Origin of the sequence: Streptomyces sp. NPDC047917 (assembly GCF_043204345.1) — a bacterium.
GTDB lineage: Bacteria > Actinomycetota > Actinomycetes > Streptomycetales > Streptomycetaceae > Streptomyces > Streptomyces sanglieri.
Window position 1 is genome coordinate 153332 of sequence record NZ_JBIDCA010000005.1, and the last position, 14361, is coordinate 167692.

Annotated in this window: 11 protein-coding genes; 3 read left to right on the forward strand and 8 right to left on the reverse strand. The window is 70.8% G+C overall.

Annotated features, from left to right (window positions below; genetic code table 11):
* Positions 1–66: 66 nt before the first annotated feature.
* Together ACGF8B_RS13520 and ACGF8B_RS13525 are read right to left on the reverse strand one after the other, a co-directional pair.
* On the reverse strand, positions 67–954 hold the full coding sequence (locus tag ACGF8B_RS13520) for a hypothetical protein (protein ID WP_392737661.1): 888 nt from the start codon (positions 952–954) through the stop codon (positions 67–69).
* Positions 955–958: 4 nt separating this feature from the next.
* Positions 959–1588, reverse strand: coding sequence for a papain-like cysteine protease family protein (locus ACGF8B_RS13525; protein ID WP_392737663.1), 630 nt, complete (start codon positions 1586–1588; stop codon positions 959–961).
* 228 nt (positions 1589–1816) lie between these two features.
* Between ACGF8B_RS13525 and ACGF8B_RS13530 the strand changes: the two genes are divergently transcribed.
* Positions 1817–2743 (forward strand): hypothetical protein, encoded by a 927-nt coding sequence (locus tag ACGF8B_RS13530; protein ID WP_392737665.1) that lies wholly within the window; start codon positions 1817–1819, stop codon positions 2741–2743.
* Between the two features lie 18 nt (positions 2744–2761).
* Here ACGF8B_RS13530 and ACGF8B_RS13535 read toward each other — a convergent pair whose 3' ends face one another.
* Together ACGF8B_RS13535 and uvrA are read right to left on the reverse strand one after the other, a co-directional pair.
* Positions 2762–3190 carry a Rieske (2Fe-2S) protein gene (locus ACGF8B_RS13535; protein WP_392737667.1) on the reverse strand — a complete coding sequence of 143 codons (429 nt, stop codon included), beginning with the start codon at positions 3188–3190 and terminating at the stop codon, positions 2762–2764.
* 249 nt (positions 3191–3439) lie between these two features.
* Entirely contained in the window at positions 3440–6505 is a 3066-nt protein-coding gene (gene uvrA, locus ACGF8B_RS13540) for an excinuclease ABC subunit UvrA (RefSeq protein WP_392737669.1), read from the reverse strand.
* Positions 6506–6680: 175 nt separating this feature from the next.
* Between uvrA and ACGF8B_RS13545 the strand changes: the two genes are divergently transcribed.
* Both ACGF8B_RS13545 and ACGF8B_RS13550 read left to right on the forward strand, forming a co-directional pair.
* Complete coding sequence (locus ACGF8B_RS13545) at positions 6681–7370, forward strand: maleylpyruvate isomerase family mycothiol-dependent enzyme (protein ID WP_392737670.1); 690 nt, start codon at positions 6681–6683, stop codon at positions 7368–7370.
* A 10-nt stretch (positions 7371–7380) separates the two neighbouring features.
* Entirely contained in the window at positions 7381–8037 is a 657-nt protein-coding gene (locus tag ACGF8B_RS13550; protein WP_392737672.1) for an MBL fold metallo-hydrolase, read from the forward strand.
* 54 nt (positions 8038–8091) lie between these two features.
* On the opposite strand, the gene ACGF8B_RS13555 is transcribed toward ACGF8B_RS13550, so the two are convergent.
* The 4 genes from ACGF8B_RS13555 to uvrB form a co-directional block, all read right to left on the reverse strand.
* Complete coding sequence (locus tag ACGF8B_RS13555) at positions 8092–9102, reverse strand: TerC family protein (RefSeq protein ID WP_365464727.1); 1011 nt, start codon at positions 9100–9102, stop codon at positions 8092–8094.
* Between the two features lie 264 nt (positions 9103–9366).
* Positions 9367–11310, reverse strand: a complete 1944-nt coding sequence (locus tag ACGF8B_RS13560) for a TerD family protein (RefSeq protein WP_392737674.1) — start codon at positions 11308–11310, stop codon at positions 9367–9369.
* Positions 11311–11499: 189 nt separating this feature from the next.
* The gene (locus ACGF8B_RS13565; RefSeq protein WP_124718298.1) at positions 11500–12078 is read right to left on the reverse strand and encodes a TerD family protein; all 579 of its coding nucleotides are present in this window, start codon (positions 12076–12078) and stop codon (positions 11500–11502) included.
* Between the two features lie 131 nt (positions 12079–12209).
* Positions 12210–14330 carry an excinuclease ABC subunit UvrB gene (gene uvrB, locus ACGF8B_RS13570; RefSeq protein ID WP_392737676.1) on the reverse strand — a complete coding sequence of 707 codons (2121 nt, stop codon included), beginning with the start codon at positions 14328–14330 and terminating at the stop codon, positions 12210–12212.
* Between the last annotated feature and the right edge of the window lie 31 nt (positions 14331–14361).

Here is a 14361-nt window from a genome sequence, read left to right on the forward strand (position 1 = left end):
CCGTGCTCCGGGGCGCGGATCGCGGGAGCGCGCCCCGGAGCACGGGTCAGCGGGTGCCGCCTCCGGTCACGGGGTCTCCCGGCTGCGACGGTTGCGCAGCGCGGAGAGACCGCCGAGGGCGAGCACGACGAGGGCGCCCGCTCCGGCGGCGGCCGAGGTGGCGGTCAGCGCCGTGCCGGAGGCGGTGCTCGCGACGACCGTCCGGGGCTCGGGGGCGGGAGCGGGGGCGGCGGGTGGTGCGTAGCCTCCCGCCTTGCCGGAGCGGGCGTATCCCGAGCCGGGGAGCTTGTCGCCGTAGGCGGCGCGCACCCGGGCGCGGTAGGCGGCCAGCGTGGTGCCGCGGGCGCCGACCGCGCGGACCGCGTCCCGGTCCAGGGGGAGCACCTTCGTCCCCTTCTGGACGAACCAGGCGTCGGTCTGCGGCTCGCGGAAGACCGTCCCGCCGGGGAGCCTGCGGGCGCCCTCGGCCGCGTACCTCGTCTCGTCGTCACCGCTGGCGATGTTCACCACCTGCCAACCGCCGTCCTGCCCTCCCTTCGGAAGGGCCCACAGGGAGGCCTTCCGGCCGTCCGAGGAGACGGCCGTGGTGGCGAGGTAGTCCAGCCTGGCGACGGGCGCTCCCGGCTTCCCGGCCACGAAGTCCGGATCGAGGGTGTTCACGGGGACGGCCGCGCCCTCGATGCGCGGCGCGGCCGCCGACCTGGTGACCGAGCCCTCGCGGGCGAAGAACCGGGCCAGGGTGTCCAGGGTCGCGGGCCGGGCGGCCGCGTGCCGGGCGGCCGCCAGGGCTGCCGGGCCAGCGGTGGGTCCGGTGGCGGCGGCCGCCCCGGGGGCGGCGACGGTCAGCAGCGCGGCACCGGTCAGGATGCCGGTGGCGGCCAGGGACGCGGCCGCGGACCGGGCGGTGCGGATGGTGCGCGAGTGGTGTGCGGTGCGGGCGGTACTGGGGATCATTCCGTCACGCCCCGATCCGGTAGAGCGAGTGGGTCCAGGAGAACTCGTTGTTGTTCACGTACCAGTCGTGCGACGCCCAGTTGTAGCGGTTGTTGGAGGGCCAGGGATCGCCCCAGTAGACCCAGTCGCCGGCATCGTCGTAGCCGTACAGGACATGCATGTGGCCGCCGCCCGACGACCACTGGATACGGGTCTCGACGGGCCGGCCCGCGGCGATCTCGGCCTGGACGGTGGGGTAGCGCAGCCAGCCGGTGACGTACGAACCGGGGTTGATGCCGGCCCAGTTCAGACCGTCCTGGACATTGCCCAGCGTGGCCTGCGAGTTGGGGCACTCGTAGCCCTGTGCGCGGCCGAAGGCGGCGTTGCAGAACTGGTTCTGCGAGTAGCTGCGGCCGAACCAGGTGGCGATGGTGTTGCCGGACGCCGCCCAGCACCAGTTGGTCTTCTGCTGGGCCTGCATGGTGATGTTCAGCCGCTGGGTCGCGGCGACACCACCGGCGGCCTCACCGGTCGCGGCGGCGGCCCGTACGGGCGCCGGGGCCGCCGAGGCGGTCGCCGTCGGTACGGCGAGGAGCACGGCGGCCAGCGCGGCCAGGGCCGGGAGCCGTCCCGTTCGGATTCTTCGGATACGCATGACGTTCCTCCCGAGGCGGGGGGTGTGGGATCACAGGAGCGCGTCCGGACGCTGTCCGAGGAGCATCAACCGTTGTCGGGGACGGGTCAACACGCTTCAATGCGGGGGAACATCGCGGTGTGAACGGCGTGGCGGATACGTGAACGGCCGCGCCCCGGCCACCTGCGGCACCACCCCCGCCGACGCGGTCCCCCCGCCCCGCGTCGTGAACGTTCACCTGGAGGACCCATGCGGCACACCGAGGCCGAACTGGCACAGGTGCTGCACACCGGCCCGTTCCATCTGGCGCTGCGCACCGCGCTCGCGGTGCGGGGGCTGCCGCTCCAGCGGGTGCAGCACCATCTCGCGCACCGCGGCGTCAAGGTCGGGGTGACGAGCCTGAGTTACTGGCAGCAGGGGGCCCGACGCCCGCAGCGCGCCGAGTCCCTGCGGGCCGTGAAGGCGCTGGAGGAGGTACTGGAGCTGCCGGGGAACTCGCTGCTCCGGCTGCTCGGGAGCGGGAACACTCGCCCGGAGGCCGACCGTCCGGCCGCCCGTTCGTACCGTTCCCTGATGGAGTCGTCCGGCGCCGTGGAGCGACTGCTGGCGGCCATGGGGTCGCCGGTGGACGGCGGGCTGCACACGGTGGGGCACCACGAGCGGGTGCGGATCGGTCCCGGCCGGGAGCTGCGGCAGCGCGATTCGCAGCATGTGGTGCGCGCCCACCGGGACGACATCGACCGCTATCTCGCCGTCCACCGGGGCGATCCGGGCTGCGATCCGGCGCGGGTGACGGTGACGGCCGGCGAGAACTGCCGGCTCGGGCGGGTCCGCTGGGACCGCGGTACGGGGGTCCTGGTCGCGGAGTTGCTCTTCGACACCCGGTTGAGGGCGGGTGACACCTACCTCTTCGGCTACGGCTTCGACGACGGCACGGGCGGGCCGAGCGGCGAGTACGTGCGGGGGTTCAGCTTCGGCGGCGGGCAGTACGTGCTCCAGGTGGCCTTCGACGAGGCCGCGCTGCCGGTACGGTGCCGACGCTTCGCCCAGGTCTCGGCGGGGGCACCGCGCGGCGCCCGCACGGACCTCACGCTGACCGGCCGGCACCGGACCGTCCACCTCGTGGAGCAGGGTGTGCGGCCCGGTCTGGTCGGCATCGACTGGGACTGGGAGTGACTCCGTCCCCGGCCGGTGTCAGGCGTCGGGGCCCGCGACCAGCCGGCCGCCCTCGACCCTGACCGGGACCGCGGGCAGCGGCGCGGTCGCCGGGCCGCGCATCGCCTTGCCGGTCGTCGTGTCGAAGTGGCTACCGTGGCAGGGGCACGTACCCACGTTGTCCTCGACCTTGTCCAGCAGGCAGCCCGCGTGGGTGCACTGGGCGCTGAACGCCTTGTACTGGCCCTTGGCCGGGCAGTTCACGATGACCCGCTCGTTGCGGAAGAGCTTGGATCCGCCGACCGGGATGTCGTCCGGCGCGCCGAGCTCGACGGGGGCGATCGGTGTCGGCGTCTCGGCGTGGCCGAGCTTCGACTCGGTCGAGCAGGCGGCCACTCCCAGCCCGGCGGCGCCGGCGAGAGCGGCGCCCTTCAGCACGGTACGGCGGGCGGCGGGCTGGCCGGACATGCGGTCTCCACTGGTCAAAGGGGCGGATGGGCACCGGACAAGGCTGAGGCACCGCGAGTACCAGCAGTACCGCGGGCATCGGCGCCATCGGTGACAGAACCGACGATACCGGCGGAGCGGGACGGCCCTGCGGCCGGGCCACCCGAGGCCGGTCGTTCCTGGTCAGCGGCTCGGGCATGGCGGAGAAGCAGGGGCGGCGGCCCCCGGGGATCCGGGAGCCGCCGCCTTGTTCCGCCCCGGGGCCTGTCGTCAGGCCTTGCGCGTGCGGGTCGCCTTCTTCGCCGCGGGCTTCTTCGCCGCGGCCGTCTTGGCGGTGCCCGCGGTCCCGGCGGCCTTGGCCGCCGTGGCGGACTTCGCGGTCCGGGCCGTGGCCGTCTTCCTGGCCGGGGCCGACTTCGCGGCGACCGCCTTCTTCGCGGCCGCCTTCCGCACCGGCCTGCGGGCCGCGGGCACCGCGGCCTCGCTCACCCGCTCCGGGTCCAGGATGCCCTGGAGGAACTTGCCGGTGTGGCTGGCCGGAACCCCGGCGACCTGCTCCGGTGTCCCCTCGGCGATGACCAGACCGCCGCCGCTGCCGCCTTCGGGGCCCATGTCGATGACCCAGTCCGCGGTCTTGATCACATCGAGGTTGTGCTCGATGACGATCACCGAGTTGCCCTTGTCGACCAGCCCGGAGAGCACCTTGATGAGCTTGCTGATGTCCTCGAAGTGCAGACCCGTGGTCGGCTCGTCCAGGACGTAGACCGTGCGGCCGGTGGAGCGCTTCTGGAGCTCGCTGGCGAGCTTGACGCGCTGCGCCTCACCACCGGAGAGGGTCGGCGCGGACTGGCCGAGCCGCACATATCCGAGGCCCACCTCGTTGAGCGTGCGGAGGTGGCGGGCGATCGTCGGGACGGCCTCGAAGAACTCCAGGCCCTCCTCGATCGGCATGTCCAGCACCTCGGCGATGGACTTGCCCTTGTAGTGGACCTCCAGGGTCTCCCGGTTGTAGCGCGCTCCGTGGCAGACCTCGCACGGGACGTACACGTCGGGCAGGAAGTTCATCTCGATCTTGATGGTGCCGTCGCCGGAGCAGTTCTCGCAGCGGCCGCCCTTGACGTTGAAGGAGAAGCGGCCCGGCAGATAGCCGCGCACCTTCGCCTCCATCGTCTCCGCGAACAGCTTGCGGACGTGGTCGAAGACACCGGTGTACGTGGCCGGGTTGGACCGGGGGGTCCGGCCGATGGGCGACTGGTCGACGTGCACGACCTTGTCGACCAGGTCGTCGCCGTCGACCCGGGTGTGCCGGCCGGGGACCGACTTGGCGCCGTTCAGCTCGCGCGCCAGGTGGGTGTAGAGGATGTCGTTGACCAGCGTCGACTTGCCCGAACCCGAGACGCCCGTGACGGCCGTGAGCAGGCCGAGCGGGAAGGAGACGTCGATGTCCTGGAGGTTGTTCTCCCGGGCGCCGTGCACGGTGAGCCTGCGCTGCGGGTCGACGGGGCGCCGGATGTCCGGCATCGGGATCTGCTTCTTGCCGGTCAGGTACTGGCCGGTGATCGAATCCCCGTTGGCCAGCAGTTCCTTGAGGGATCCGGAGTGGACCACCTTGCCGCCGTGCTCACCGGCACCGGGGCCGATGTCGACGACCCAGTCGGCGACCTTGATGGTGTCCTCGTCGTGCTCGACGACGATGAGCGTGTTGCCCATGTCGCGGAGCCGGACCAGGGTCTCGATCAGCCGGTGGTTGTCCCGCTGGTGCAGGCCGATGGACGGCTCGTCCAGCACGTACAGCACGCCGACCAGGCCGGAGCCGATCTGGGTGGCGAGCCGGATGCGCTGGGCCTCGCCGCCGGACAGGGTGCCGGCCGCCCGGTTGAGCGAGAGGTAGTCGAGGCCGACGTCGACGAGGAACTTCAGCCGCTCGTTGACCTCCTTCAGCACCCGCTCGGCGATCTTCTTGTCGCGGGCGTTGAGCTTCATCCGGCCGAGGAACTCGGCGCACTCGCTGATCGACATCGCGGCGACCTGGGCGATGGACTTCTCCATCACCGTCACCGCGAGGACGATCGGCTTCAGCCTGGTGCCCTCACAGGTCGGGCAGGGCACCTCGCGCATGTAGCCCTCGAAGCGCTCCCGGCTGGAGTCGCTCTCGGCGTCGGAGTGCCGCCGCTTGACGAACTGCACCGCGCCTTCGAAGGCGGGCGTGGTGTACGCGCGCTCCCGCCCGTAGCGGTTGCGGTAGCGGACCTCGGTCTGGATCTTGTGGCCGTGGAGCAGGGCCTTCTTGGCACGCTGCGGCAGCCCGGCCCAGGGGATGTCCGTACGGAATCCGAGGGCGTCGGCGAGGGCGCTGATCTGCCGGCCGAAGTACTCCTTGGTGTGGCCGTGCGACCAGGGGTGGATCGCGCCCTCGTCGAGCGACTTCTCCTCGTCGGGGACGATCAGCTCCGGGTCGACCTCCATCCGCGTGCCGATACCCGTGCAGTCGGGGCAGGCGCCGAAGGGCGAGTTGAAGGAGAAGGAGCGCGGTTCGAGCTCCTCGAAGGAGAGGTCGTCGTACGGGCAGTAGAGGTGCTCGGAGTACATCCGCTCACGCTCGGGGTCGTCCTCGGGGAGGTCGACGAAGTCGAGCACGACCATGCCGCCGGAGAGCCCGAGCGCGGTCTCGACCGAGTCGGTCAGCCGGCGCTTGGCGCTGTCCTTCACCGTGAGGCGGTCGATGACCACCTCGATGGTGTGCTTCTCCTGCTTCTTCAGCTTGGGCGGCTCGGAGAGCTGGATGGTCTCGCCGTCGACCCGCGCCCTGCTGTAACCCTTGGTCTGCAGATCGGCGAAGAGATCGACGAACTCGCCCTTGCGCTCGCGCACCAGCGGCGAGAGCACCTGGAAACGGCTGCCCTCGGGCAGGCCGAGCACCTTGTCGACGATCGCCTGCGGCGACTGGCGCGAGATGGGTCGGCGGCACTCCGGGCAGTGCGGCTTGCCGATCCGGGCGAAGAGCAGCCTGAGGTAGTCGTAGACCTCGGTGATGGTGCCGACCGTCGAGCGCGGGTTGCGCGAGGTCGACTTCTGGTCGATGGAGACGGCGGGCGAGAGGCCCTCGATGAAGTCGACGTCCGGCTTGTCCATCTGGCCGAGGAACTGGCGGGCGTACGAGGAGAGCGACTCCACGTAGCGCCGCTGGCCCTCGGCGAAGATCGTGTCGAACGCGAGGGACGACTTGCCCGACCCGGAGAGCCCGGTGAAGACGATGAGGGAGTCGCGCGGGAGGTCGAGCGAGACGTTCTTGAGGTTGTGCTCGCGAGCGCCACGGACGATGAGACGGTCGGTCACGCCGGTCCGCACCTTTCTGGAGAGAAATGGGGGAACTGAGCCCCTGTCCCAGGGTATGGGGGGCGCCACAGCGGTGTACGAAGCTTTCGACTCCGAGCGTATAGCACGCACATTCGATTTACGGACGGCTGTCGACTCCTTCACCCGAATGAGTGGCGAGGCTAGGCTCAGCCCCATGATTGATCATGCGCGCGACCTGGACGCCGTACGTGAAGCAACCGATCGACTGCTCAGCGCCACCGGGAAATTGGACGATGCCGCGCTCGCCCTGCCGTCGCGATTGCCGGGCTGGAGCCGGGGCCATGTCCTTGCGCACCTCTCTCGTAACGCCGACGCGCTCGTAAATGTTCTCCAGGGCCGCCCCATGTACGCAGACAGCGAAACCCGCGACCGCGACATCGAGCGCGACGCACTCCGGCCGCGCCCCGAACAGCTGACCGACCTGGCCGGGAGCGCGGACCGCCTCCAGGCCGCCGCCGCGACCCCGGCCGACTGGTCCCGCACGGTCACCCTGCGCAACGGCGTGACGGACTCCGCCTCCCGGATCCCGTTCCGCCGCCGGGTCGAGGTCGAGCTGCACCATGTCGACCTCGGAGTCGGCTACGAGCTGGAGGACCTGCCGGAGGACTTCGTCTCCCGCGAGATCGAATTCCTCGCCGAGCGGTTCGACGGACACCCCGATGTCGTCTCCACGCGGATGACCGCCGACGGCGGCCCGGTGCGGACGACCGGCGGCGGCGCGGAGGGCGGCCCGGTCACGGTCCGCGGCACGGCCCCCGAACTGCTCGGCTGGCTCTGCGGGCGCCGTGACGGCTCGGCACTGACCGTCGAAGGCGGCCCGCTTCCCGTCCTGCCCCCGCTATAGGCTGAGACGTATGACGTACAGCGGAGCGGTCAAGGTCGGCGGGCGTGCGGACGTACACGAGTTGACGGATCTGATGATCTCCAAGGTCGCCGTCGGCCCGATGAACAACAACGCCTATCTGCTGCGCTGCCGGGCCACCGGCGAGCAGCTGCTGATCGACGCGGCCGCCGAGGCCACGACGCTGCTGCGGCTGATCGGTGACGACGGCATCGCGTCCGTCGTCACCACCCACCGGCACGGCGACCACTGGCAGGCGCTGGGCGAGGTGGTGGCGGCCACCGGAGCGCGCACCTACGCGGGGCGGTACGACGCCGAGGGCATCCCGGTCCCGACGGATGTGCTCGTCGAGGACGGCGACACGATCCGCGTCGGACAGGTCGCGCTGACCGCCCGCCACCTGACGGGCCACACCCCGGGCTCGATCGCGCTCGTCTACGACGACCCGCACGGCGCCCCTCACCTGTTCACCGGGGACTGCCTCTTCCCCGGCGGGATCGGCAACACGTTCAAGGACCCCGAGGCGTTCGTGAGCCTGCTGCACGACGTGGAGACCAGGCTCTTCGACCCGCTGCCCGACGAGACCTGGGTCTACCCGGGCCACGGCCACGACACCACGCTCGGCGACGAGCGCCCGCAGCTGCCGGAGTGGCGCGCCCGGGGCTGGTGACGACGGCGGGGGGCACGGGCGCGTGATCCGCGCACCCGTACCCCCCGCCCCCGCTCAGGCCTCTATGCCGGCACCCTTGTCCGCGTCGTCGGCCTTCGCCGCTTCCGCGGCGGCGTCCGCCTGTGCCTGCTTCTTGTTGGCGACGAGGCTGGTGATCGTGGTGATCACCAGCACGCCGCAGATGACGCCGAGCGACACCGGGATGGAGATCTCGGGGACGTGCACTCCGGACTCGTGCAGTGCGTGCAGCACCAGCTTCACCCCGATGAAGCCGAGGATGACCGAGAGCCCGTAGCTGAGGTGGACCAGCTTCTTCAGCAGCCCGCCGATCAGGAAGTACAGCTGCCGCAGCCCCATCAGGGCGAAGGCGTTGGCGGTGAAGACGATGTACGGGTCCTGGGTCAGACCGAAGATCGCCGGGATGGAGTCCAGGGCGAACAGCACATCGGTGGTGCCGATGGCGAGCATGACGACCATCAGCGGTGTCAGGACGCGCTTGCCGTTGTTCCGGATGAAGAGCTTGGTGCCGTGGTAGCGGTCGGCCACCCCGAAGCGGCGCTCGATCGTCTTGAGGAGACGGTTCTCCTCGAACTCCTCCTCTTCCTCGTCGGCCCGCGCCTCCTGGATGAGCTTCCAGGCGGTGTAGATCAGGAACGCGCCGAAGATGTAGAAGACCCACGAGAAGTTGGCGATCACGGCGGCACCGGCGGCGATGAAGATCGCCCGCAGCACCAGCGCGATCAGCACACCGACCAGCAGCACTCGTTGCTGGAGGTGCGAGGGCACCGAGAACTTCGCCATGATCAGGACGAAGACGAAGAGGTTGTCGACACTGAGCGACTTCTCGGTGATGAAGCCGGCGAAGAACTCGCCCGAGGCCTGGCTCTCGCCGAAGACCAGCAGGCCGAGCCCGAAGAGGGCGGCCAGCGCGATCCAGACGATCGTCCAGATTCCGGCTTCCTTTGTCGTCACGTCATGGGGCTTGCGCCCGATGAAGAAGTCGACGGCGATAAGGGCTGACAGACCAAGAATGGTCAGCACCCAGAGGGTCCATGAAACGTCCACTGCGCCTCCGGCAGTTCGCTACGGCTACTGATCAGCGTCGTCGCTGCCGGAGGTCTCTTCCACCCGGGCGCGCGGACTGCGCACCACGGGCCGGCGCCCCGGGACCGGTCACGGTCCGTATTGACGGGTACGTCGCGTATGGGAGTACTCCCCTCCGTTCAAAGAACAGTACAGGGAACACCAAAGAAAGGTAAAGAAGAGGGTAAAGATCTTTCAAAAGCGCTGGTCAGAGAGGCGAGGATCAGATGCCGGTAGGCCCGGCACTCAGGGGCGGCGGGGGCGGCGGGCGGCCGCCACCTCGGCGAGCACCTGCTCCAGGACCCGGCTGCCGGGCGGCATCCGGGGCGGCTCGTACGTCCAGGCGTGCCCCACCCAGGGGTCGGCCAGATGGTCGTCGGCGACCGGAGTGACGCGCAGCAGCGAACGCCACAGCGGGTCCAGCACCGGCCCGTAAGCACTGGCGTCCTCCCGGTCCGCGACCATCATCAGATGGACGCCGACCGAGGGCCCCTCGTCGGCGAGGTAGCGCAACTGGGTGACGGACCGGTCGTCGAAGCCGTGCGGGAAGTCGTTGACGATCAGCAGTTGCTCGCCGGTGTCCACGTCCGGCGGGAGCGAGTCGGCGGCACCGGCCCGGACCGCCATCTGCACCAGGTCGACGCGGCGGGTGAGATGGGCGAGGACCGAGGCCACTCCCCCGGCTCCGGAGGCGGGCGGCCCCGCGAGCGCCCCGGACCGGACCAGGGGCGCGAGCGCTCCGGCCGCGGAGCTGGCCGGGTCGATGACATGGACCGAGAACTCGTCGGCCGGGTAGACCGCCAGCAGCCGGGCCGCGTGCGCGACCGCGCACTCCATGGCGAGGCTGCGCAGCCGGGCGCTGTCCATCAGGGCCGCGGCGTCGGACGTCGTCCGGCCGCTGTCGATCCACATCCCGCGCTCCAGCGGCAGCCGGACCAGCAGCGGAATGTGCAGGGCGGGGTTCTCGGGCAGGTGGAGGTCGCCGATGCGCAGCGCCATGGGGATCTCCATGGGCACGCGGTAGGCGTGCCAGACGGGGTTGTCCCAGCCCGCGAACGCGGCGGGCAGCGCGGGTTCCACCACGGCGGCCTCGGCGACGAGCTGGGCGAGGTCGCGGTCGAGGGCCTCGCGGGCGCGGGTGGTCAGCTCGTCGCGCTTGGCCCGGGCCTCCTCGCGGGCCCGGTCCCCCGCGCCGCCGATCCGGCTGCGCGGGTCGGACAGGGCGCGGTCGAGCTCCTGGCCCATGCGGGACTCGGCGAAGTCGACGGCGCTGCGATAGGCGGCGGTGGTGCGGGCCAGGTCCTCGAACATGCCCCAGATCTGGTTGTAGAGGCGCTCGTCCATGGACCAGCCGGTCGCGTCCCCGGCGACGGGCTGTGCGGGACGGCCCGGCCCGGCGGGCGGCGCGGTGGGAGGCGGCGGCGGGGGTGCGGCGGACCGGCGGCGCGGGTGCGCGTAGTCGATGGGCCCGCCCGTCGTGGCGCCGGGCGGCGGGGTGGCGGGCTCCCCGATCGGCTCGGGCGGCTGGGGGGCGGGCCGGCGGTTGTCCGGGGGCGGTACGGGGCCGGGCGCGCCGGCGCCGGGGGCGACCCGGTCGGCGTCCGGGGTGCGCGGCGGGGGCGGGGCGACCGAGCGGGCCATCGCCCGGGTGACCGCGTCCTGGATGGAGCGGGCCAGCTCGGCGGCCCGGGGCACGCCCTGGTCGGCGAGCATGGCGTCCAGGCCGCCCGCGTAGCCCTGGCCGACCGCGCGTACCTTCCAGGCGCCCTGCCTGCGGTACAGCTCCAGGGCCGTGACCGCGGATTCGGTGTCCAGGCCGGTGAGCGTGAAGGTGGCGATCTCGGTGCCGTCGAGCCCGGTGACGGCGACGAACGGGGAGGCCACGGCGCCGAACCTGACCGGGCCGCCGACGCCGGTCGGCAGGGCCAGCAGCACGGTGACCCGGTGCACCGGGTCGGGCAGCGCGTCGAGGTCCACGGCGAGCCGGTGTTCGGCGGCGGCCTGCCGGGACACTTCGAGCCCGGGGAGCTGGGGCGATCCCGGGTGGGCGATCCATTCGGTGCCACGCACCGTGCCGCTCCCGTCGCCGAGCATGGCACCGGCCACGACGGGCGTGCCGGCCGATACCCGGATCTCCAGACGGGTCTGGGGCAAGGTGTGGTTCTGCCCCCGGACCAGCTCGGCCGTCATTGCCCTGTCCCCTCGACGATTCGCTGCTGCGTGTTGCGCGTCGTGCCGCGTGCGGTGCGGCGCGATGTGTCGCAGCTCCCGGCGGCCGATGCCTCCGGGAGCTGCGGATACTGCCATGTACCGGCTCGGAGGGTGCCGGGGATCCCCGGCCGGGCCGGAATCCCGGCACCCTCCGTCGGTCGGGTCTGCCTACAGGTGCGGCAGGATCGCCGGCATCAGGTCCTGGAAGGTGCGGCCGTTGGCCGGGTTGCCCAGCGCGGTCATCTGCCAGCCGTTCCCCGCCCGGTGCACCTTGGCCATGATCTGGGCGGTGTACTGCCCGCCGCCGTCCAGCGTGTAGCGGGCGAGCTCCTGGCCGTTGGTCTCGTCGACGATGCGGCAGAAGGCGTTCTGCACCTCCTGGAACGTCTGGCCGGTGAAGGAGTTCACCGTGAAGACGATCTGGTCGATGTGGACCGGCACCCGCTGCAGGTCGACGAGGATCGCCTCGTCGTCGCCGCCGGAACCGGCGCCGCCGACCAGGTTGTCCCCGGTGTGCTTGACCGATCCGTCGTCACTGACGAGGTGACGGAAGAAGACCACGTCGACCGGCTGCTTGTCGGCGAAGAGCACCGCCGACGCGTCGAGGTCGATCTCCCGTGTACGTGAACCGAACAGACCCCGGCGCGGCGCCGCCTGCCAGCCGAGCCCCATCCGCACCGCGGTCAGGGTCCCCCCGTCGCTCTTCTGCAGGCTGATGGCCTGACCCTTGGTCATATTGACCGTCACGCGCTGTCCCCTCTCCGCTTTCCCCGCAACCGTCCGTGCGCGGTTTCCCAGCACCCTACGCAGTCACGCCGGCGGCGCGCCCGCTCGGGGCCGTTTTGTGTCGGTCCTGCAACACACCCGATGCCGCGGGCTCAGGCAAGCCCCGCTTCGCGCATCTGGCGCAGTTCCTTCTTCAACTCACCGACCTCGTCACGCAGTCGCGCGGCCACCTCGAACTGGAGGTCCGCGGCCGCCGCCCGCATCCGGTCGGTCATCTCCTCGATGATCCCGGCGAGTTCGGTGGCGGGCCGGTCGGTGACCGTTTCTCCGCCGCCCTTGGCCTTCTTGGAGCCGGCCGTCTTGATGCCCAGCGCGGGAACGGGTGCCTTGGCACCCTTCGCCTGGCGGTAGCCGGTGCCGAGCAGCTGCTCGGTGTCGACCTCCTCGCGGGCGATCGTCGCGACGATGTCGTTGATCTTCTTCCGCAGCGGCTGCGGGTCGAGACCGCGCTCGGTGTTGTAGGCGATCTGCTTCTCGCGGCGGCGGTTGGTCTCGTCGATGGCCTGCGCCATCGCCGGGGTGATCTTGTCCGCGTACATGTGGACCTGTCCCGAGACGTTTCGGGCGGCTCGCCCGATGGTCTGGATCAGGGACGTCCCCGAGCGCAGGAAGCCCTGCTTGTCCGCGTCGAGGATGGCGACGAGCGACACCTCGGGCAGGTCGAGGCCCTCGCGCAGGAGGTTGATGCCGACCAGTACGTCGTACTCGCCGGAGCGCAGCTCGCGCAGGAGCTCGATGCGGCGCAGCGTGTCGACGTCGCTGTGCAGGTAGCGGACCTGGATGCCGAGCTCCAGGAAGTAGTCGGTGAGGTCCTCGGCCATCTTCTTGGTGAGGGTGGTGACCAGGACGCGCTCGTCCTTCTCGGCGCGCGTACGGATCTCGTGGACCAGGTCGTCGATCTGGCCCTCGGTGGGCTTGACGACCACTTCCGGGTCGACGAGGCCGGTGGGGCGGATGATCTGTTCCACGAAGCCGTCGCCACGGGACAGCTCGTACTTCCCCGGGGTGGCCGAGAGATAGACGGTCTGGTCGATCCGGCCCAGGAACTCCTCCCACTTCAGCGGGCGGTTGTCGAGCGCGGAGGGAAGCCGGAAGCCGTGGTCGACCAGGGTGCGCTTGCGGGAGGCGTCGCCCTCATACATGGCGCCGATCTGCGGCACGGTGACGTGCGACTCGTCGAGGACGAGGAGGAAGTCCTCGGGGAAGTAGTCGAGGAGGGTGTTGGGGGCGGTGCCGGGCGAGCGGCCGTCGAAGTGCATCGAGTAGTTCTCCACGCCGGAGCAGGTGCCGATCTGGCGGAGCATCTCGATGTCGTACGTGGTGCGCATCCGCAGCCGCTGGGCCTCCAGCATCTTGCCCTGCTTCTCCAGCTCGGCGAGGCGCTGCTCCAGCTCCTGCTCGATGCCGCTGACCGCCTTCTCCATGCGTTCGGGGCCCGCGACGTAGTGGCTGGCGGGGAAGACGTGGAGCGACCGGTCCTCGCTGATCACCTCGCCGGTGAGCGGGTGGAGGGTGGAGAGCGCCTCGATCTCGTCGCCGAACATCTCGATGCGGACGGCGAGCTCCTCGTAGACCGGGAAGATCTCGATGGTGTCGCCGCGGACCCGGAAGGTGCCGCGGGTGAAGGCGAGGTCGTTGCGGGTGTACTGGATCTCGACGAAGCGGCGCAGCAGCTGGTCCCGGTCGATCTCGTCGCCGACCTTGAGCTGGACCATCCGGTCCACGTACTCCTGGGGCGTACCGAGGCCGTAGATGCAGGAGACGGAGGCGACCACGACGACGTCGCGCCGGGTGAGCAGCGAATTGGTCGCGGAGTGGCGCAGCCGCTCGACCTCCTCGTTGATCGAGGAGTCCTTCTCGATGTAGGTGTCCGACTGCGGTACGTACGCCTCGGGCTGGTAGTAGTCGTAGTACGAGACGAAGTACTCGACGGCGTTGTTGGGCAGCAGCTCGCGGAACTCGTTCGCCAGCTGTGCGGCGAGCGTCTTGTTCGGTGCCATCACGAGCGTGGGGCGCTGCAGCTTCTCGATCATCCACGCGGTGGTCGCCGATTTGCCGGTGCCGGTCGCGCCGAGCAGGACCACGTCCTTCTCGTCCGCGCGGATGCGCCGCTCCAGCTCGGCGATGGCCGCGGGCTGGTCGCCGCTGGGCTGGTAGGGACTGACGACCTCGAAAGGCGCCACCGAACGTTCGATCTTCGAAACGGGCCGCATGGAACCACCGTACGGCTCACCACTGACAACC

Excerpts from the sequence above, each read along its gene's own strand:
- uvrB (WP_392737676.1), bottom strand. The coding sequence starts at position 14,330 with ATGCGGCCCGTTTCGAAGATCGAACGTTCGGTGGCGCCTTTCGAGGTC.
- ACGF8B_RS13545 (WP_392737670.1), top strand. The coding sequence starts at position 6,681 with ATGATTGATCATGCGCGCGACCTGGACGCCGTACGTGAAGCAACCGAT.
- ACGF8B_RS13560 (WP_392737674.1), bottom strand. The coding sequence starts at position 11,310 with ATGACGGCCGAGCTGGTCCGGGGGCAGAACCACACCTTGCCCCAGACC.
- ACGF8B_RS13550 (WP_392737672.1), top strand. The coding sequence starts at position 7,381 with ATGACGTACAGCGGAGCGGTCAAGGTCGGCGGGCGTGCGGACGTACAC.
- ACGF8B_RS13535 (WP_392737667.1), bottom strand. The coding sequence starts at position 3,190 with ATGTCCGGCCAGCCCGCCGCCCGCCGTACCGTGCTGAAGGGCGCCGCT.
- ACGF8B_RS13530 (WP_392737665.1), top strand. The coding sequence starts at position 1,817 with ATGCGGCACACCGAGGCCGAACTGGCACAGGTGCTGCACACCGGCCCG.
- ACGF8B_RS13520 (WP_392737661.1), bottom strand. The coding sequence starts at position 954 with ATGATCCCCAGTACCGCCCGCACCGCACACCACTCGCGCACCATCCGC.
- ACGF8B_RS13525 (WP_392737663.1), bottom strand. The coding sequence starts at position 1,588 with ATGCGTATCCGAAGAATCCGAACGGGACGGCTCCCGGCCCTGGCCGCG.